The following is an 18568-nucleotide window of genomic DNA, read 5'->3' on the forward strand; positions in this document are numbered from 1 at the left end:
CTCCCCGTTTACGCGGGCTCAACAACCCTGAGCGCCTTGGCCTGGGCAAGCGCCGCGTCGCGCACGGCATCCTGCACCTTCTCGAACGCACGCACCTCGATCTGGCGCACGCGTTCACGGCTGATGTCGAATTCGGCGGACAGCTCTTCCAGCGTTACCGGATCCTCGCGGAGGCGGCGGGCTTCGAAGATGCGCTTTTCGCGATCGTTCAGGACCTTCAAGGCGCCGGCAAGCATCGAGCGGCGGTTTTCCAGCTCGTCCTGCTCGATCAGCATGTCTTCCTGGCTTTCATGGTCATCGACCAGCCAATCCTGCCACTGACCCGAATCGCCCTCGGACGCCTTGATCGGCGCATTGAGCGACGCGTCGCCGCCGAGGCGGCGGTTCATCGAGATCACTTCCTCCTCGCTGACCTTCAGCTTGGTGGCGATCTCGGCAACCTGGTCGGGCCTCAGATCGCCGTCGTCGATGGCCTGGATACGGCCCTTCAGACGGCGCAGGTTGAAGAACAGGCGCTTCTGGTTGGCGGTGGTGCCCATCTTCACGAGCGACCACGATCGCAGGATATATTCTTGGATCGCAGCCTTGATCCACCACATGGCATAGGTCGCCAGGCGAAAGCCGCGATCCGGCTCGAATTTCTTGACAGCCTGCATAAGGCCGACATTGCCTTCGGAAACAACTTCGCCGATCGGCAGGCCATAGCCGCGATAGCCCATGGCAATCTTGGCCACGAGACGCAGATGGCTGGTCACGAGCCTGTGGGCGGCATTTCTGTCCTGATGTTCGGCAAAGCGCTTGGCGAGCATATACTCTTCCTGCGGCTCAAGCATCGGGAACTTGCGGATTTCATCGAGATAACGGTTGAGGCCGCCTTCAGCGGTCAACATAGGCATTGTATTACGGGCCATAGAGCACCCCTCTCATTCGGCTTCCTTTGCGGCAAGCCTCGCAGGGCAGGTCCACGGACTCCGCCCTTTGCATAATTTAGGTGTTGTTGCGGCTGTTTCAAGGCGACAGCCATCACGCTCGCGTGAAAATAAGGTAACCTTATCAATCACGGCGCCTAACTGCAGGATACGCCTAAATGCGCAAGGAAGATATAAGTTCCAGCATGTCCTCAGGCAAATTCGCCTCGAAGCGCATCACCTCGCCGGAACGTGGATGGACGATCTGCAGCAGGTAGGCATGCAGCGCCTGGCGGTGAAAATCCGATACGACCGATCGGGCCGGTTCCGGCAGCAGGTTGACCTTGGTACGGAACGCCGCCCCATATTCTGGATCGCCGAGCAGGGGGTGGCCGATATGGGCCATGTGGACGCGGATCTGGTGGGTCCGCCCGGTTTCCAGCCGGCAGACGACCATTGACGCGATCGCGGTGGCGTCCGGCCGCTCGTGATATCGCTCGATCACCTCGTAATGCGTGACGGCATGGCGCGCATCGGCCGCATCGTCGTTACGCACGGCGCGCCGGGTCCGGTCCGACGAACGACCCAATGCCGCATCGATCGTGCCCTTGTGCGGCCGCGGCAGGCCCCAGACCACCGCCTGGTAGGCCCGCTCGAGCTGCATGGTCTTGCCGTGGTCCGCGAATTGCTCCGACAGGCTGCGATGGGCGAGATCTGTTTTTGCCGCCACCATCACCCCGCTCGTCTCCTTGTCGAGGCGATGCACGATGCCCGGCCGCTTGACGCCGCCGATTCCCGACAGGCTGGCGCCGCAATGGTGGATCAGCGCATTGACCAGCGTGCCGGTCCAGTTGCCGGCGCCCGGATGGACGACGAGACCAGCGGGCTTGACCAGCACGATCAGGTCGTCGTCCTCGTAGAGCACATCGAGAGGAATATCCTCACCCTGCGGTTCGGCATCCTCGGGTTCCGGCATGACGATCTCGATCCGGTCGCCCGGATGGATCTTCTGCTTGGCCTCCTTGGCCGGCGCACCGTTGATGCTGATGTCGCCGCCCTCGATCAGCGCCTTGATCCGGCTCCGCGACAGTTCGCCCGCAAGCACGCTGGCAAGCCAGGCGTCCAGCCGCCCTGCGGCATGCTGGTCCGCAATGAGGACTTTCCCTGCATTGTCATCTTGGCTAAAGGCCCCATCTTGACTAAAGGAATGTGACATCAACGACTAACCAATGCTGGGACGCAAATGACCAACCCGAACTTCACAGATGAAGAAGAAAAACCGCTTGATCCGGCGATGGAAAAGATCCGCCGCAAGATGGTTCGTCTTCTGGTGATTTCGAGTTCGGTGATCATTATCGGTCTTATGGCGGTCGTCTTCTCGATTGTCTACAAGATCGACAGGAATAAGCCCGATCAGAGCCGGCTGCCCGCAACCACCACGGCCGCCATGACCGACGTCGTACCCGCCGCGAAGCAGACCATCACGCTTCCCGAAGGCTTCGTGCTGGAAAGCTCCTCGCTCAGCGGCAATCGCATATTGATGTTTGGCGCCGATCCCGAAGGCCGCCAGCGCATGTTCGTCTACGATATCGGCACCGGCAAGCAGGTGACCGAGATCGAAGTCAAGTAATCCGTGCTGGTGAGAGCGCTGATCCGCATCGAGGACGCCGACGATCACCGGATCGCGGGCTTCCGCGAAATCCGCGAGCGCGACCTGACGCGCCGTGAGGGCCGGTTCATCGCCGAAGGCACCGTCGTCCTCAACCTGCTGGTCGATTCCCACAACAGCGCGGGCGCCTTCGCCGCCGAATCCCTGCTGCTGCTCGAAAACCGCGTCGAAGGCCTCGCGTCGCTGATCGAGCGCTTGCCGGATGACGTGCCCGTCCATATCGCTTCGAAGACGGTGATGAATGCCATTGCAGGCTTCGACATCCATCGCGGCGTCCTTGCGCTCGGCATCAGAAAGAACGCGCCGACCACGCATGACCTTCTCGGCTCGCTTCCCGACAAGGCTCTTGTCGTCGCCGCTTGCGGCATCGCCAACCACGACAACATAGGCGCCATCTTCCGCAATGCCGCAGCTTTTGGCGCCGATGCGGTGCTCCTCGACGAAACCTGCTGCGACCCGCTCTACCGCAAGGCGCTGCGCGTATCGGTGGGTTCTGTGCTGCGCATTCCGTATTCCAGGGAAGGCTCGATCGCCGATCTGCTGACGGCACTTCGGCAAGACCAGTTCTCGCTCTGGGGCCTTTCCCCATGCGGCGCGATCGATATCAGGCAGATCGCGCCCGGCAATCGGGCTGCTCTGTTGACAGGAACCGAGGGCGAAGGCCTGCCGCAGCGCGTTCTCGCTTCGATCCAGACGGCGCGCATACCGCAGGCGCCGGGGCTCGATAGCCTCAACGCAGGCACGGCAACCGGCGTCGCACTCTTCGCCATCGCATCCGCCATGGGACGAATCTGAAAAAAAGAACAGAAACCGCACTGCTTGCATGCGCTTGCCCCTCACCCCAGCCCTCTCCCCGCTGAAGCGGGGCGAGGGGGCGCTGGGATCGCCGTCGGCGGCACGAGTCCCTTCTCCCCGCCTGCGGGGAGAAGATGCCGGCAGGCAGATGAGGGGCAGAACCCCAAGCGATGGTTGGCATCTATTCCTGGTGCATCAGCGCCGAAGCCCGGTTCGAAAGCGAGACCCTTGCCGAAGCACTCTCCTGCGGCCGGCCGGACAGCATGGACCGGATCGGCGACGACATGCCTTCCTTCTGCGCGACGATGGCCATCATCTTGGCGGCGATGTCGGCAATCTCGATGCGCAATGCGTCGTCGCGATCCTCGTTCTCCAGCTTGAGCAGCACGTCGGACACCGCATTGGCCTGGCTGCGGGCCTCGTCGGAAAGTTCCGAAGCGCGCTTCTCGTCGATCAGCCTGGTGGGCAACATCGCAAGCGGCGCGGATTCCGGTGACAGCGCCGGCGGCGTAGCTTCGACCAGCTTCGTGGGCTCGTCCGACTTAAGGTCCTCAAGCGTGGCGCGCCTCACATTGCTGGGCAGCGTCTTGATGCGTTCCGGCGGCGGCAGTTTGGTGATCGCAGGCTTGCGAGCCGTCTCGCGGACCTCGGCATTGGCAGCCTTCAGCCGCTCCTTCAACCGGTTGACCTCGGAGAGCCGGCGCTCGATGATCGTATCCTTATCGACGCTACCCGAAATCTCGCTGTTGAGGCGATCCTCGAGCCGGGCCGACTTGTTCTCCTCGCGGGCAAGCCGGAGTTCGGCATCCTTGGCGCGCTGGGTCGTCAGCCTCAGGTCGTTGCGCAGTGTTTCGCGCTCGTCGCGCAATGCGTTGATGCGCGACCGGAAACTTTCCGCCTCGGTATCGCGTGTGGCGATATCGATCTTGAGGTTGCCAATGTCCTGGTCGAGCTGCTGGATCTTGCCGAGAAGCTGCGAAATGCGGTCTTCCTTGGCGCGATCGCGGATCGTGCCCTCGGAAAGCTGCTCGCGCAGGCTGACCACGTGCATTTCCTCCTGGCGCAGCGCCGCACGGATTTCACCCGCTTCGTGGTCAAGCGCTTCCATCGTGGTCCGGAGGTCGAAATTCTCGCTGGCAAGCCCACTGGCCTGGCTGATCAATTGGTCGTTCTGGATTCCAAGCGTCGCGGCCTTGCCGCGCTCATGCTTCAGGTCGTGGCCCGTCCGGGCCATGCTCGCCGCCATCTCGGCCCGCACCATGTCCTTCTGCGCACGCAGTTCGCCGGGGCTGACCGGCATGGTGGCGATGATGCGGTTCTCGGTGAATTTGACGATACGGCGGTGGATTGCGGGTGCCAGCAGAAGGCCTGCCAGCATCGCGGTCACAAAGCCCAGTACGAAAAGCAAAGCATATTCTATCACGGCCGTCGCGCCCGATGTTGAAACAACTCGGGGCAGTTTAAAGCATGCGACCATGGCACCTGCAAGTTACGTAGGTAACAGGGCCGAGCAATTTTGCCCGACGTTGTTAATTTGGCGCGCTCCGCAACCGTCGGCGCCGCAAGCGACGCAAATCGATCCAGTGAATCGATTTGAGGTGAAGGAGGCCTGAGCGCGATGTCGCGCGAAGGCAATGCCGAGCGTCACTTCGCATCCCGAACACCCGCTCCCTCCCCTCAAAACGTAAATGGCGCGCCGGAGACCGGAGCGCCACTCAATAATTCTTGACCGTCGGATCAAATCAAAACGGATTCCACGTAGCCCGCTTTGTCATCTTCAAATACCCGACATTGACGCCCAGCCGCGCACCGATGCCCGTGCGGATCGGCACGATCAGCACGTTCTTGTTCTTGAGCACCGTCATGCCGAAGCCGGCGACCACATAGGCCTGGCCGGACACGCCGCCGAAGCGGGTATAGATCGAGTTCACGCTCGGCAGTTCATAGACCAGCATCATCACCCGGCTGCCCTGCCCGCCGTAATCCAGTCCGATCGACGGGCCCTGCCAGAAGGTCGTGTGCTGGCCGGCATTCTTGGTATAGAGCTCGCCTTCGCCATACGTGGCGCCGAGGACCAGCGAACCGGCGGCTTCCTGGCCGAGGATATAGCCGTTCGGCAGGCCATACTGCTTGAAGGCGGCCTCGACCACCTTGGCGAGCCCGCCGGTGGTGGAACCGAAGAAGCCGTGGCCGGCATCGACGATTTCCTGCATCGTATATTGCGAATTGTCCGCGCGTGCCGGCGCGCCTGCAGCCAGCATCGCTCCGAAAACCAGCGCGACGATTGCCGCGGCCCTACCGAATAAACCCATCATTCCCCGCATTGTCAGCTCCATCGCCTCGTGCTCCCAGCGCCCTCTGCAAAAAGGCAGCTATGGTGAATTATCTGCATTTTGAACCGATGGTCTTAACAATCGGTTTACCAAATGTGGTGTCTTTATGGCAGAGGGATACCGGCCACCTTGACTCGGTGCCCAACCGTTGACTCTCCCGGCTTTGCGTATTGCGGGGAATGTTCTAATTACGTTATGTGACGATCTGCCCGGTTTCGAACGACGGACCGGACGGACCAGGAGAAATCGAATGGCGAAGAACCCGAACCTGACGCTCACCGGCTCCGATCTGGCCGCGCTCCTGTGCAGCCGGGTCTGCCATGACGTCATCTCCCCCGTCGGCGCCATCAACAACGGCCTCGAACTTCTCGATGAAGGCGGTGCGGATGCCGATGCGCTCGACCTGATCCGGACATCCGCGCTCAATGCCTCGGTCCGCCTCAAGCTCGCTCGCCTCGCCTTCGGCGCATCCGGCTCTGTCGGCGCCTCGATCGACACCGGTGAAGCCGAAAAGGCCGCCCGCGAATTCGCCGCCGCCGAAAAGAAGACCGAGATCACCTGGAGCGGCCCCCGCGTCATCATCCCCAAGAACCGGGTGAAGCTGCTGCTCAATCTCTTCCTCGTCGCCTATGGCTCTATCCCGCGTGGCGGCACCGTCGACGTGACGCTCGAAAATCCCGAAACGGACCCGAAATTCACCATGACCGCCAAGGGCCGGATGATGCGCTTGCCGCCGAAGTTCATGGAAATCAACTCGGGCCAGGTTGAAGAGGCGATCGACGCCCACACCATCCAGCCCTATTACACCGTCATGCTCGCCGACGAGGCCGGCATGCAGCTCCACGCCGTGCAGAACCCGGAAGAAATCGTCTTCACGGCGGAGATGGTCAAGGCCGAGTAATCTACCCGCATTACCCAAAAAGTTGCACTTGTCCCGCCTTGCCGTGCCCTGGGGAACAGACGGTAAGGTTCCGTTATGCTTTTCTATTTAAATTGAATTGTCCATAACGCGCCAAAACGAGACGGCGCCCAGGGGTCCTGTTCCATGTTGCGTCTGTTGATATCAGATGAATCCGAATCCGTGCGGGAGGCAGCCGATCGCATCCTCTCCGAACTCGGCTTTGCCGTGACCGGTTGCGCCAGCGCGCTCGATGCCATGGCGAAATGCGATAGCGCGCTCCCCGACGTCATCATCGTCGATTCCAACCTCGAAGGCGCCCTGGATCTGATCGCCAACATCCGCCTGATGCAATCAGGCAATTCCACCCGCATCCTCTACGGCGTCGAAACTGCCGACCTCCGCCACCTGATGGCCGCCAAACGCGCCGGCGCCGACGATTTCCTGCTCAAGCCCTATGAGAGCAAGGTCCTGCACGCCCTGTTCGACGAGATGCTGGCCAAATCGGCTGCGGCTTGACGTTCGCAATACAACTCTTGAGTTTCCACCTGGCGCGAGGCACAATTGACGGGAACATCACGACGGGTTGCATTTCATTGGATTCAGCATCCATTCCCAGCATCTATCGAACAGCATGGACTTCGACGAAGTTCAATCTTGGCTTCACCTCAGCCGGCACCGTTCTTAACCTCCTGCTTTCCGATGCCTACGAACCAATATTGATCGCGGTGCCGCTGGTATTCGGGGCCTTGTTTTCGGCGATCGTCGGTCTGACGCGTCACAGGACGGTTCGGGAAAATGTGGCGGCCTCAGGGCTGATCATTCTGTCCGAAGCGATAGTGCTGTCTCTGCAATTGTCGCTGATGCAAGCCTTGTTGAGGGTGCCTCAGAGCGCCGATAGTAACCTCTCCCACGCCATCCCGGGCCTGTTGGCAGTTTACGTTCTCGCACTCATTGCCATTCGGTTTTCAATAGCCGTGCATGACAAATTCTCACGCGATCAGTAAAACAGTAGAAGTGCAGAATGCGCGGGACAGATCCACGCCTCGCGATATCCGAACCACCGTCTCGCAATAAACAATTTCACAACACGTCCCATCGCTGGAACACTGCGGTCTTCGTTTAGCAAGATCGGAGAACTCGGATGATCGCATTCAAGATCGGCACATCAGCTGTGGCACTCGATGTCTGGGGACCGCCGGAACGACTGTCCGCCGTCACACTCGAAGGCGAACCGATCATGCACGGCACCAACCTCTACACATCGGCCAATGGACAGGTGCTGAGCGGCATCTACGAAGTCACCAAGGGCAAGTTCAAGGTGATTTATCCCTTCCACGAGCACGCAACCGTGCTGGATGGCGAAGTGACCCTCACCGACGAAGCGGGAAACAGCGTCACGTATGGCCCCGGCGACAGCTGGTTCTGCCATCAGGGCGAGGTCGTGACCTGGGATGTGAAGGAAAAGCTGCGCAAGACGTTCTTCGTCGTGAGTGCCAACCAGTTCGTCACCGTCTCGCCGCTGCCGGTCGAGCCGTCCGAATTCCGGATGGCCGGTTAAAGGCGGCGCCGGGACACCCCTGCCCCAAAAAGAAAATGCCCGCCCCAAACCGGGACGGGCATTGCTAAACGGGTTAACCCTTGACGATTGTCAGGCGCTTTCCATCAGCTCGACACCCTCGGGCTCGCGCAGCACGTAGCCGCGGCCCCAGACGGTCTCGATATAGTTGGCGCCGCCGGCGGCTGCCGCGAGCTTCTTGCGCAGCTTGCAGATGAAGACGTCGATGATCTTCAGTTCCGGCTCGTCCATGCCGCCATAGAGGTGGTTGAGGAACATTTCCTTGGTGAGCGTGGTGCCCTTGCGGAGCGAGAGAAGCTCCAGCATCTGGTATTCCTTGCCCGTGAGATGCACGCGCTGGCCGCCGATTTCCACCGTCTTGGCGTCGAGATTGACGATAAGGTCGCCGGTGATGATGATCGACTGGGCGTGGCCCTTCGAGCGGCGCACGATCGCATGAATGCGTGCGACCAGTTCATCCTTGTGGAAAGGTTTGGTCATGTAATCGTCGGCGCCGAAACCAAGGCCTCGTACCTTGTCTTCGATCCCGGCCATGCCCGAGAGAATGAGGATCGGCGTCTTGACCTTCGACAGACGCAAAGTGCGGAGCACTTCGTAGCCGGACATGTCGGGCAAGTTCAGATCCAGGAGAATGATATCGTAGTCGTAGAGCTTGCCGAGATCGACGCCCTCTTCACCGAGATCGGTGGTGTAAACATTGAAACTCTCGGATTTGAGCATAAGCTCAATACTTTGCGCTGTCGCGCTGTCATCTTCTATGAGTAGAACCCGCATATTCTTCCCCTTTTCCGCCGCCTTGAAAGGTTCACAACCTCACCTTCAGGGCTGGGATCCAGCTAATTGCCTGATTTGGAGGCTGCCATTAAATGGTTAACAAATTCTGATTCCATCTGGCAAGATGTATCGACTTTGTTAAATATTTTCCCCAGCCACCTGATTTACCACATGAATCCCAAAATGACGACTCTTAACCAATACATTAAGAGTTCCCGCTAAGCGATTCAGCCGACTCATTCTTCGCCAAAAAAGTGAAACATCCTTCCGGCATTTACCGAGCCTTAAATCATAGCCGTTATCATTAACGATGCCCGTAAACGAATGGTTACCGCCGTTAGGAATTATTAACGTCCGTGAACATTTTTTTGAGATGTGTCCTTTGGGACTCTTTCGAGCCGGGTTTTGTAAGTTAACCGGGATCACGCTATCCACGGGAGTATTGCGTATGAAGTCGCGTGAAAGCCTAGTACGTCTGAAGGAATTCCAGCTGAAGGAGAAACGCCGTCAGCTGAAACAACTCCAGATGATGATGGCCGAGTTTGAACGCATGGCGAAGGAACTGGAAAACCAGATCCAGTACGAAGAGAAGAAGTCCGGCATCACCGATCCGAATCACTTCGCCTATTCGACCTTCGCCAAGGCCGCCCGCCAGCGGTCCGACAATCTTGGGGTCTCGATCAGGGAATTGAAGGTCCAGCAGGACGCAGCCGAGACGGCTGTCGAGGAACTTCAGGCCGATTTCGACAAGGCCTCGGCCATCGAGGAGCGGGATATCAGACTGCGCGCCTGACGCGCGGGATCTGGTTTCTCTCCGCCACAAGCAGATTGCCCGCCGGGACGCGGGCGGTGGGTGCGCGTGGCGTTGATGCCGTTCGAAATATCCAAAGTGGCCCTGGTGACGCAGCCGGGGCCTTTTGCTTGCCCGGCGATACCCCCAGAAAAAGTCGCTTCCCGTCGCCCCCGACCTGCTAGAACGCTCGCGTTCACGCCTTGGATAAGGCTCCGCGGTTGAACCCAACCCATGCACGACGGAGCAACCATGTCATCCAATGCGACAGCCGGCGACGAAACACGCGTCAACACATTCACGACGGGCGCCCAGGCACTCTCGTCCGTGATCGGGCTTGCCGATGGCGGCTGGCTGGTGGCGTGGCAGTCCAACGGGCAGGATGGCGACGATTGGGGCATCTACCAGCAGCGCTTCGACGCCGATGGCGCGGTCGCAGGCGCGGAAATACATGTCAACACTCACACGACGGGCGCGCAGAGGGACACGAATGTCACGGCATTGGCTGACGGCGGCTGGGTGGTGACGTGGACTTCCCAAGGGCAGGATGGCGACCTCGGCGGCATCTATCAGCAGCGCTACGATGCATCGGGTGCAACGGACGGCGACGAGACGCGCGTCAACACCACCTACACCACGGGCGGTCAGTCGACACCGTCGATCACGGCCCTGCCCGAGCCCGATGGCGGCTGGGTCGTGACGTGGTCGTCCAGCGGAGTCGACGGTAACAGCGATGGCATCAGCCAGCAGCGATATAATGCCGAGGGTGCCGCGGTCGGCACGGAGACTGTCGTCAATACCTACACAACGTCAAGTCAGGACGAACCGTCGATCGCAGCGCTCTCCGGCGGCGGCTGGGTGGTGACGTGGCACTCCTCCGGCCAGGACGGGAGTGGCGATGGCATCTACCAACAGCACTACGATGAAACGGGTGCTGCGGTGGGTTCCGAAACGCGCGTCAACACCTTCACGACCTCGGATCAAGAATACTCATCCGTAACCGCTTTGGCCGATGGCGGCTGGGTGGTGGCGTGGCAATCATCGAACCAGGACGGCAGCAGCTATGGCATTTTCCTGCAGCGCTACGATGCGTCAGGCGTGACGGACGGCGCCGAGACACAGGTCAACACTCATACCAGCGCCAAGCAGGAACCCGCTTCCGTCACCGCGCTTGGCGATGGCGGCTGGCTGGTCGTTTGGAACTCATCGGGGCAGGACGGTAGCAGCACTGGCGTCTACCAGCAGCGCTATGACGCCGATGGCGAGGCATCGGGCGGCGAAACGCTGGTCAACAGCTACACGACAGGCGAGCAATATTCCACTTCGGTCGCGGCGCTCGAAGATGGCAGCTGGGTGGTGACCTGGTATTCCGCCGGTCAGGACGGTGACGGTGCGGGCGTCTACCAGCGGCACTATGCGCCCGACCGCATCGGCACATCAGGCGCCAATACACGCTCCGGCACCAACTGGAGCGAGACGCTTTCCGGCAAAGGCGGTGCCGATACGCTCAAGGGCTTCGGCGGCATCGACATCGTCGATGGCGGCAAGGGCCGCGACAGGCTCTTTGGCGGCGCCGATGCCGATACCTTCCTGTTCAAGACCGGCGACAGCGGCAACACCAACGCCAAGGCCGACACGATCTTCGACATGCAGACCCTCGATGGCGACAAGATCGACCTTCACCTGATCGATGCGCAGAAGCACCCGGTCGATGACCAGTCCTTCACGTTCATCGGCACCAGGGCCTTCACCGGCCACGAAGGCGAATTGCGCTACGAGAAGCTGAAGAGCGACACCTACATCTACGGCGATACGGACGGCGACAAGAAGGCCGATTTCGTCATCCATCTCGACGACGCCATGAAGCTGACGGCTGGGGATTTCGTGCTGTAGTGACGGCAGGAGATCGCGGCATCTCCCCCGCAAAATGGTCAGGTCCGCGGCAAGCCGGGATGAACTGCCTAAGAGGCGGAAGCCTCACCCCCGCGCCAGCAACGCCTCGACCTCGGCCAGATCCGGCATCGATGGCGCCGTCCCTGCCCGCGTCACCGAAATCCCGGCCACCGCCGAGCCGAAGCGCACCGCTTCGAGCGGACTCATGCCCTTGGAGAGCGCCGCCGCGAAGCCGCCGTTGAAGGCATCGCCCGCTCCGGTCGTTTCCTTCACCGGCCCGGCATTGAACGGCGCCACCAGCACGCTTTCCGTGGCGCTGTGATAGAGCGCGCCCTTTTCGCCGAGCGTGATGATCGCCGTCTTGACGCCGAGTTCCAAGAGCCGCGCCGCCGCCACCCTGGCTTCCTCGACATTGGTCACCGGCAGGCCGGTCAATATCTCGGTCTCGGTCTCGTTGGGTGTCACGTAGTCGCAGAGCGCAAATACTGACTGGTCGAGTTTCTGTGCGGGCGCCGGATTGAGGACCGTCGCGGCCCCTCCAGCCCGCGCGATCTTCAGCGCCCGCACGGCCGCATCAAGCGGTTGTTCGAGTTGTGTGACGAAGACCTTGGCGCCACCGATCAGGTCGGCCTGCGCATCCATGTCGGCGGGCGAGATGGTTGCCGCCGCCCCCGGCGACACGATGATGGCATTGTTGCCGGTGCCTTCTTCCACGAAGATATAGGCCGCACCCGTATAGCTCGATTTGTCGCGGCTGACGACCGGATGCACGCCGGCCTCGTCCCAGGTCTTCATCGCCATGTCGGCGAATGCATCGTCGCCGAGTTTGGAGAGGAACGCCGTGTCGCCGCCGGCCTTGGCCGCGGCGACCGCCTGGTTGGAACCCTTGCCGCCCGGACCAAGCGCAAAGCCGTTGCCGAGCAGGGTCTCGCCCATCTTCGGCTGGCGGGCGGCGCGATAGGCGGTGTCCGCAACGAAGACGCCGAGAATGACGATGTCGTGGCTCATGTCAGTTGCCTCACTTGGCATCCGGCGGGATCACGCCCTTGGTCAGCACGAAGCAGCCATAGAAGCGGCGCTCGCCCGTCTGGATCACGCAATAGGCGTTCTTGGCCTTCTCGTAGAAGGCGAAGCGCTCGATCGATTTCAGCGGCCAGGATTTGCCCTCGGCCTTGTCGATCACGACCTGCACTTCCTGCTGCACCGGCGGCAGTTCGTTCGGTGAGCCGACGATTTCCATCCGCTCGGCGGCATTGTCGATGAATGTATCGAGCGGCATCAGCGACAGGATTGCCGCCGCGGCCTCGGCCGACGTCGTGTTCTCCATCCTGAGCAGCTTGCCGAGCACCGTCTGGCGAGCGATGGAATCGGCGGGGAAATTGGTGTCCGACAGAACAAGGTAATCGCCATGCCCCATGGCCTTCAGTGCGTAGAGCACGTCCGCGTTCAGCAGCGGCGAGATGTTCTTGAGCATGTCATTCCTCCCAAATGCGTAGAAATCAAATCCGCTTGCCGGTCGCGGTGTCGAAAATATGCGCCGCGTCCTTGCGCGGCTCGAGCTTGATCGTCTGGCCGGTGGTAAACGTGTGCCGCTCGCGGAACAGCACCAGCATGTCGTTGCCGCCGGCATGGACGAAGACCATGGTCTCCGAGCCGGTCGGCTCGATCACGCCCACCTTGGCCTCGAAGCCATCGTCTGCGAGCGCTATATGCTCCGGACGGATGCCGTAGGTGACATCCTGGCCCTCGGTAACCTGATGCTTGCTGCCTGCCGGCAGCAGCGTACCGCCGACATCGACGAATACCTCGCCGTTGATAATCTTCGCCTTGCCCTTGATCAGGTTCATGGACGGCGAACCGATGAAGGTCGCGACGAACAAGTTGGCGGGATTGTCGTAGAGATCGAGCGGCGCGCCGACCTGCTCGACATTGCCGTCCTGCAGCACGACGATCCGGTCAGCCATGGTCATGGCTTCCACCTGGTCATGCGTTACATAGACGGTCGTCGTCTTCAACCGCTGGTGCAGTTCCTTGATCTCCGTTCGCATCTGCACGCGCAACTTCGCGTCGAGATTGGAGAGCGGTTCGTCGAACAGGAAGACCTGCGGATTGCGCACGATGGCGCGCCCCATGGCCACGCGCTGGCGCTGGCCGCCGGACAATTGCCGTGGATAGCGGTCGAGATAGGGCGTCAGGCCGAGAATGTTGGCAGCCGATCTGACGCGCTCCTCCACCACGGCGGGATCGGTTTTTTTCAGCTTTAGCGAGAAGGCCATGTTATCCTTCACCTTCATATGCGGGTAGAGCGCATAGGACTGGAAGACCATGGCGATGTCGCGGTCGGAGGGCGGCACGTTGTTGACGACCTTGTCGCCGATCAGGATCTTGCCGCCGGTAATGCTCTCAAGCCCGGCTATCATGCGCAAAAGCGTGGATTTTCCGCATCCGGACGGGCCGACCAGCACCACGAACTCGCCATCCGAGATATCGATATTGACCCCATGGATGATTTCCAAAGAGCCATACGCCTTGCGCACGTCACGCACCAGAACCTGTGACATCCCCTCTCCCCCGGACCTTTTCGTCCGTGTCTGAACCTCAAGCCCGCCATTCGCGGATGCTACATATGGTTGTAGCTCCATGGCACGGCGGCCTCGCTCTTCCTGCCCGGTTTGCCGGTTCTCCCGCCGGGCATCCCAATGTCCTCTAACCGAGGGGAGAAAGCTTGTCCACTGGTTTTGAACCTGGTCATTGCCGCAGCGCAACGCGAATGTTGCAATGCGGTGAGACGCTTGGGAAAAATCACCATTGACGCGTTTTGGTAAAAGGATTTACCTTGTTCTTCACGAGGGCATGAAAACAGCCCTTGGAGGCGTGCAGGAAATTGCTTCGGTTGTCCTTTTCTAGGGCGATAAAATACAGTTTGCGCGGGGCGGGATTGCTGTGCAAGACTGCCGGCGACGGGTGGGGTGCGCGGGAGAATGCGCTCTGCCTTGACAACCTTAACGGGAGGATAAGGCGTGAAAGTCAATCTTTATGAACTTCTAGCGAAGCAATCCATCAGCCGTCGCGGCTTGATGAAGGGCGCGGCGGGCGTCGCCGCAACGGCGGCGATGAGCTCGTCGATGATTGGCCTCGCTGGCCCGGCCTACGCACAGGCCGTGGACCGCGCGGCGCTGCTCAAGGTTCCGGGCGTCGGCGCTGGGTCGCCGACGGATGCCGACTGGCAGAAGGTCGGTGAAATGTGCCTCGGCGCGACCAAGGCCAACGTCAAGGAAGGCGAGTTCAAGGGCGTCGAGCTCTCGTTCATGGGCCTCAACAACCAGAACCTCCACAACGTCCTGTTCCGCGGCCTGCTTTACGCCTGGGAGCAGTATACCGGTGCCAAGATCAACTGGATCGACCTTGCGCAGGCTGACTACAACGCCCGCCTGCAGCAGTCGATCGCCACCGGCACCGTGGATTTCGACATTGCCGAAATGGGCGCACCCTTCGAGGGCGATGTCTGCGGCAAGGGTCTCGCATCCGTGATGCCGGATTGGGTCAAGACCCAGATCGACATGGACGACTATGTCGGCTACCTCAAGGCGCCTGTCGGCACCTGGGATGGCAAGACCTACCGCATCTCGGTCGATGGCGACTGCCACAACTTCAACTATCGTACCGACGTCTTCGCTTCCGCCGACCTCGCGAAAGCCTGGAAGGACGAAGGCAAAGAAGGCGATTTCGGCGTGCCGAAGACCTGGCAACAGGTGCAGGAAGTCACCAAGTTCCTCAAGGGCAAGCAGCACGATGGCCAGGATGTCTATGGCTATCTCGATGCACCCAAGGGCTGGGGCGGCTTCGGCTTCTACTTCCTGGCATCGCGCGCAACCGCCTATGCCAAGCATCCAGACGACAAGGCCTGGCTGTTCGACGCCGACACGATGAAGCCGCGCATCAACAATCCGGCCTGGGTTCGCACGATTCAGGACGTGATCGACGCGCTGCCGTCCGAACCGGCCGACCAGCTCAACGCCGATCCGGGCACGACTGCCTTCCAGCAGTTCCTGGCCGGCACCGGCTCGATGATCGCCTGGTGGGGTGACGTCGGCTCGTCCGCCAAGACCTCGGATGCATCCGTCGTTGGCGAAACCGTCGGCTTCTCGATCCTTCCGGGTTCGGACGACGTCTACAACTCCAAGACCGGCCAGTGGGACAAGCTCGCATCGGGCCCGAACTACGCACCGAACATGGCCTATATCGGCTGGGGTGTTTACGTCATGTCCCGTGTCGATTCCGATCCGGTCAAGCAGAAGGCCGCATGGTCTGCCGCTGCCCATCTCGGCGGCAAGGACATCTCGCTCTGGACGGCTGCCTACCCCTCGGGTATGCAGCCTTACCGCAACTCGCATTTCAACATTCCGGAATGGGTCGCGGCAGGTTACGACGAAGCCTTCATCACGTCCTACCTGAACTCGGAAAAAGACTCCTACAACCACCCGAATGCCGCTATCGAGCCCCGCATCCCGGGTATCTTCCAGTATTACTCGATCGCGGAAGACGAACTGGCGAAGATCTTCGCCGGCCAGATGTCCGCCCAGCAGGGTGCCGATAACATCGCCGCCGCCTGGGAGAAGCTGACCGACCAGATCGGCCGCGAAAAGCAGGTCGCGCTCTACAAGGCCTCGCTGGGCCTGTAGGACTGAACCGAAGAAATCGGAGGCTGGCGGCGGCAATCGCGTCGCCAGCCTCTTTTATTGTATCTAATGGCAATGCTAAGCTCGGCGAGCTCGAGCCGGAGCACGGGCAGGACGGAATTACATGGCAGACAAGGACCTGTTGATCGATAGGCTCTACACCGTCAACACCGACGAGGAGATCCCGGCCAGCCGCAAGATGCTTGGCAAGCTGATCTTCTGGGGCGCGACGGTTCTATTGCTCGGCACCTTCCTCATCCAGTCGCTCTATGTCGCCGGCAAGATCAGCTTCGGTTTCGCCAACTGGCAGCCCGCGCTTTACGCCATCGTCATCTGGTGTCTCGGCCTTTGTGTGTCGCAGGTCATCATCCGTGGCGAAGCCGGCAAGAAGCTGCTCTTCGTCCTGCCCGCCTTTCTCTTCACCGTCTTCATGGTGATCTTCCCGACCCTGTTCGGGCTCTACATCGCCTTTACCGATTGGAATCTCTCGGCTTTCGAGGGCCAGCATTTCAACGGCACCGACAACCTCGTCCAGATGTGGCACGATCCCTATTTCTGGAACGCGCTGATCAACATGTTCTATTACTCGGTCGCGGTGATCGTCGAATATGCCATCGCCTTCGGCCTGGCGCTGCTGCTCAATGCCGAGATCCGGGCGCGTAAATTCTTCCGCGTCGCCTTCCTCCTGCCCTTCATGCTGTCGCCGGTCGCGGTGTCGTGGATGATCGGCAAGTCGCTCGGCGAATACCGTTTCGGACCGTTGGCGACCCTTGCCCGCGAACTCGGCTGGTCTCAGCCCGCCTTCTTCACCAATCCCATCATTGCCCGCATCTCGATCATGATGATGGATGCCTGGACCTATATCCCTTTCATGATGATCATGCTGCTTGCCGGTCTCCAGGCGATGCCGAAGGAAGTACAGGAAGCCGCCCGCGTCGATGGCGCCACGCCCTGGCAGGCCTTCTGGAAGATCACCTTCCCACTGATGCTGCCGGTTTCCATCACAGCCATCATCCTCCGCATCATCTTCAAGCTCAAGCTCGCCGATATCGTCATCAACGTCACCTCGGGCGGACCGGGCGGCGCGACCGATACCGTCACCAGCTTCATCTACCGCGAATATCGCGAGCGATCGAATGTCGGCTACGGCACCATGCTCGCCTTCGTCTATCTCGTGATCATCATCCTGTTCATCACCGGGCTCCTGAAGCTCGCGAGCAGGTGGACCATCGCGAACAGCAATGAATAGGAAGTTCGAACCGTGACCGTCACCGCCCAGACATTGCCCAAACTCCGCGAAATCCAGGACGAGGAAGCGGCGCCCAGGAAGTTCGACTTCTCCCGCATCTTCATCTATGGCGCGCTGTCGCTATGGGCCATCGTCTGCCTGTTCCCGATCTATTGGACGGTTACCACCTCGTTCAAGGTCGCCAAGGACGTGCAGAAGGGCGCCATCGTGCCCTGGGTCGGCTATAATCCGAACTGGCTCGGCTGGCGCTCGCTCGGCCTGTCGCCCGATACGATCGGCCGGCCCTCCACCGTGCGCAGCGAATTCATCGGCCGCTTCTTCAACAGCGTCATCACCTCGGTCAGTGCCTCGCTGCTTGCCGTGCTGATCGGTTCGCTCGCCGCCTATGGCCTCAGCCGCTTCGCCTACAAGATCGGCTGGATGCGCAACAAGGACATTTCCTTCTTCTTCCTGTCGCAGCTCATCCTGCCGCCGGTCGTGCTGGCCCTGCCTTTCCTCGTGCTCTACAAGGAACTTGCACTGCTCGACACCACGGTCGGCCTGATCCTGCTCTATACGCTGATGGTGCTGCCGATCGTCATCTGGATCATGCGCGACCAGTTCGGCGGCATCCCGATCGAACTCGAGGAAGCGGCGCTTGTCGATGGCCTCTCCATCTGGGGCGCCTTCTTCCGCATCGTCTTCCCGCTCGCCGCCCCCGGCATGGTCGCGGCCTTCATCCTGGCGCTGGTACTCTGCTGGAACGAGTATTTCTTCGCCGCCCTGCTCACCGCCACGCATGGCAAGACGCTGCCCGTCATGGTCGCGAGCCAGACCGGCTCGCAGGGCATCAACTGGTGGTCGATGGCAGCTTTGTCAGCCGCAGCCATCGCACCGCTGGTGGTGATCGGCATCGTGCTCGAACGCTACATCATCAAGGGCATGACCGCCGGCAGCGTGAAATAACCGGCACGGGTGCGGCACATCCCGCACCCGTCCACCGTCCTTCCGGCCATACGCGT

General features: G+C 60.7%; 19 protein-coding genes. 11 read left to right on the plus strand and 8 right to left on the minus strand.

Annotated features, from left to right (window positions below):
* Positions 1-8 precede the first annotated feature (8 nt).
* Both rpoH and IHQ71_RS19155 read right to left on the minus strand, forming a co-directional pair.
* Positions 9-911, minus strand: coding sequence for an RNA polymerase sigma factor RpoH (rpoH, locus tag IHQ71_RS19150; RefSeq protein ID WP_258158033.1), 903 nt, complete (start codon positions 909-911; stop codon positions 9-11).
* Between the two features lie 172 nt (positions 912-1083).
* The gene (locus IHQ71_RS19155; protein WP_258158034.1) at positions 1084-2124 is read right to left on the minus strand and encodes an RluA family pseudouridine synthase; all 1041 of its coding nucleotides are present in this window, start codon (positions 2122-2124) and stop codon (positions 1084-1086) included.
* A gap of 27 nt (positions 2125-2151) precedes the next feature.
* On the opposite strand from IHQ71_RS19155, the gene IHQ71_RS19160 reads away from it, so the two are divergent.
* Positions 2152-2538 carry a hypothetical protein gene (locus IHQ71_RS19160; RefSeq protein WP_258158035.1) on the plus strand — a complete coding sequence of 129 codons (387 nt, stop codon included), beginning with the start codon at positions 2152-2154 and terminating at the stop codon, positions 2536-2538.
* Between the two features lie 6 nt (positions 2539-2544).
* Positions 2545-3372 (plus strand): RNA methyltransferase, encoded by an 828-nt coding sequence (locus tag IHQ71_RS19165; RefSeq protein WP_258162882.1) that lies wholly within the window; start codon positions 2545-2547, stop codon positions 3370-3372.
* 181 nt (positions 3373-3553) lie between these two features.
* Here IHQ71_RS19165 and IHQ71_RS19170 read toward each other — a convergent pair whose 3' ends face one another.
* Together IHQ71_RS19170 and IHQ71_RS19175 are read right to left on the minus strand one after the other, a co-directional pair.
* A complete protein-coding gene (locus IHQ71_RS19170; protein ID WP_258158036.1) occupies positions 3554-4795 on the minus strand; it encodes a hypothetical protein in 1242 nt (413 codons plus the stop codon).
* A gap of 319 nt (positions 4796-5114) precedes the next feature.
* Entirely contained in the window at positions 5115-5684 is a 570-nt protein-coding gene (locus tag IHQ71_RS19175; protein WP_374990041.1) for a DUF1134 domain-containing protein, read from the minus strand.
* A gap of 271 nt (positions 5685-5955) precedes the next feature.
* Between IHQ71_RS19175 and chpT the strand changes: the two genes are divergently transcribed.
* The 4 genes from chpT (at position 5956) to IHQ71_RS19195 (ending at position 8164) form a co-directional block, all read left to right on the plus strand.
* Positions 5956-6606 (plus strand): histidine phosphotransferase ChpT, encoded by a 651-nt coding sequence (gene chpT / locus IHQ71_RS19180; RefSeq protein ID WP_258158038.1) that lies wholly within the window; start codon positions 5956-5958, stop codon positions 6604-6606.
* Positions 6607-6750: 144 nt separating this feature from the next.
* A complete protein-coding gene (locus tag IHQ71_RS19185; protein ID WP_258158039.1) occupies positions 6751-7122 on the plus strand; it encodes a response regulator in 372 nt (123 codons plus the stop codon).
* Between the two features lie 77 nt (positions 7123-7199).
* A complete protein-coding gene (locus IHQ71_RS19190; protein WP_258158040.1) occupies positions 7200-7610 on the plus strand; it encodes a hypothetical protein in 411 nt (136 codons plus the stop codon).
* A 137-nt stretch (positions 7611-7747) separates the two neighbouring features.
* The gene (locus tag IHQ71_RS19195; protein ID WP_258158041.1) at positions 7748-8164 is read left to right on the plus strand and encodes a cupin domain-containing protein; all 417 of its coding nucleotides are present in this window, start codon (positions 7748-7750) and stop codon (positions 8162-8164) included.
* Between the two features lie 90 nt (positions 8165-8254).
* Here the strand turns inward: IHQ71_RS19195 and ctrA are convergent, their stop codons facing one another.
* Positions 8255-8956 (minus strand): response regulator transcription factor CtrA, encoded by a 702-nt coding sequence (ctrA, locus tag IHQ71_RS19200; RefSeq protein WP_258158042.1) that lies wholly within the window; start codon positions 8954-8956, stop codon positions 8255-8257.
* Between the two features lie 448 nt (positions 8957-9404).
* Here ctrA and IHQ71_RS19205 point away from each other — a divergent pair, with 448 nt between their 5' ends.
* Positions 9405-9749, plus strand: coding sequence for a flagellar export protein FliJ (locus IHQ71_RS19205; RefSeq protein ID WP_258158043.1), 345 nt, complete (start codon positions 9405-9407; stop codon positions 9747-9749).
* Between the two features lie 249 nt (positions 9750-9998).
* Entirely contained in the window at positions 9999-11639 is a 1641-nt protein-coding gene (locus IHQ71_RS19210; protein ID WP_258158044.1) for a calcium-binding protein, read from the plus strand.
* An 84-nt stretch (positions 11640-11723) separates the two neighbouring features.
* Here IHQ71_RS19210 and rbsK read toward each other — a convergent pair whose 3' ends face one another.
* Genes rbsK through IHQ71_RS19225 form a run of 3 tightly spaced genes read right to left on the minus strand, consistent with a single transcriptional unit; the run spans position 11724 to position 14200 of the window.
* Positions 11724-12647, minus strand: a complete 924-nt coding sequence (gene rbsK / locus IHQ71_RS19215) for a ribokinase (protein WP_258158045.1) — start codon at positions 12645-12647, stop codon at positions 11724-11726.
* A gap of 10 nt (positions 12648-12657) precedes the next feature.
* Positions 12658-13113: an RbsD/FucU family protein gene (locus IHQ71_RS19220; RefSeq protein WP_258158046.1), complete on the minus strand. Its 456-nt coding sequence runs from the start codon at positions 13111-13113 to the stop codon at positions 12658-12660.
* Positions 13114-13138: 25 nt separating this feature from the next.
* Positions 13139-14200, minus strand: a complete 1062-nt coding sequence (locus IHQ71_RS19225; protein ID WP_258158047.1) for an ABC transporter ATP-binding protein — start codon at positions 14198-14200, stop codon at positions 13139-13141.
* Between the two features lie 459 nt (positions 14201-14659).
* Here IHQ71_RS19225 and IHQ71_RS19230 point away from each other — a divergent pair, with 459 nt between their 5' ends.
* From IHQ71_RS19230 to IHQ71_RS19240, 3 genes are all read left to right on the plus strand, one after another.
* Entirely contained in the window at positions 14660-16321 is a 1662-nt protein-coding gene (locus IHQ71_RS19230; protein WP_258158048.1) for a sugar ABC transporter substrate-binding protein, read from the plus strand.
* Positions 16322-16442: 121 nt separating this feature from the next.
* On the plus strand, positions 16443-17567 hold the full coding sequence (locus IHQ71_RS19235) for a carbohydrate ABC transporter permease (RefSeq protein WP_374989883.1): 1125 nt from the start codon (positions 16443-16445) through the stop codon (positions 17565-17567).
* 51 nt (positions 17568-17618) lie between these two features.
* Positions 17619-18512 (plus strand): carbohydrate ABC transporter permease, encoded by an 894-nt coding sequence (locus IHQ71_RS19240; RefSeq protein WP_258162884.1) that lies wholly within the window; start codon positions 17619-17621, stop codon positions 18510-18512.
* Positions 18513-18568: the final 56 nt, after the last annotated feature.

It is taken from the genome of Rhizobium sp. TH2 (genome assembly GCF_024707525.1).
Taxonomy (GTDB): Bacteria; Pseudomonadota; Alphaproteobacteria; order Rhizobiales; family Rhizobiaceae; genus Rhizobium_E.

What these genes read in the sequence shown, in the direction of transcription:
- rpoH (WP_258158033.1), bottom strand. Translation starts at nt 911, where the DNA reads ATGGCCCGTAATACAATGCCTATGTTGACCGCTGAAGGCGGCCTCAAC.
- IHQ71_RS19155 (WP_258158034.1), bottom strand. Translation starts at nt 2,124, where the DNA reads ATGTCACATTCCTTTAGTCAAGATGGGGCCTTTAGCCAAGATGACAAT.
- IHQ71_RS19160 (WP_258158035.1), top strand. Translation starts at nt 2,152, where the DNA reads ATGACCAACCCGAACTTCACAGATGAAGAAGAAAAACCGCTTGATCCG.
- IHQ71_RS19175 (WP_374990041.1), bottom strand. Translation starts at nt 5,684, where the DNA reads ATGGGTTTATTCGGTAGGGCCGCGGCAATCGTCGCGCTGGTTTTCGGA.
- chpT (WP_258158038.1), top strand. Translation starts at nt 5,956, where the DNA reads ATGGCGAAGAACCCGAACCTGACGCTCACCGGCTCCGATCTGGCCGCG.
- IHQ71_RS19185 (WP_258158039.1), top strand. Translation starts at nt 6,751, where the DNA reads ATGTTGCGTCTGTTGATATCAGATGAATCCGAATCCGTGCGGGAGGCA.
- IHQ71_RS19195 (WP_258158041.1), top strand. Translation starts at nt 7,748, where the DNA reads ATGATCGCATTCAAGATCGGCACATCAGCTGTGGCACTCGATGTCTGG.
- ctrA (WP_258158042.1), bottom strand. Translation starts at nt 8,956, where the DNA reads ATGCGGGTTCTACTCATAGAAGATGACAGCGCGACAGCGCAAAGTATT.
- IHQ71_RS19205 (WP_258158043.1), top strand. Translation starts at nt 9,405, where the DNA reads ATGAAGTCGCGTGAAAGCCTAGTACGTCTGAAGGAATTCCAGCTGAAG.
- IHQ71_RS19210 (WP_258158044.1), top strand. Translation starts at nt 9,999, where the DNA reads ATGTCATCCAATGCGACAGCCGGCGACGAAACACGCGTCAACACATTC.
- rbsK (WP_258158045.1), bottom strand. Translation starts at nt 12,647, where the DNA reads ATGAGCCACGACATCGTCATTCTCGGCGTCTTCGTTGCGGACACCGCC.
- IHQ71_RS19220 (WP_258158046.1), bottom strand. Translation starts at nt 13,113, where the DNA reads ATGCTCAAGAACATCTCGCCGCTGCTGAACGCGGACGTGCTCTACGCA.
- IHQ71_RS19225 (WP_258158047.1), bottom strand. Translation starts at nt 14,200, where the DNA reads ATGTCACAGGTTCTGGTGCGTGACGTGCGCAAGGCGTATGGCTCTTTG.
- IHQ71_RS19235 (WP_374989883.1), top strand. Translation starts at nt 16,443, where the DNA reads ATGGCAGACAAGGACCTGTTGATCGATAGGCTCTACACCGTCAACACC.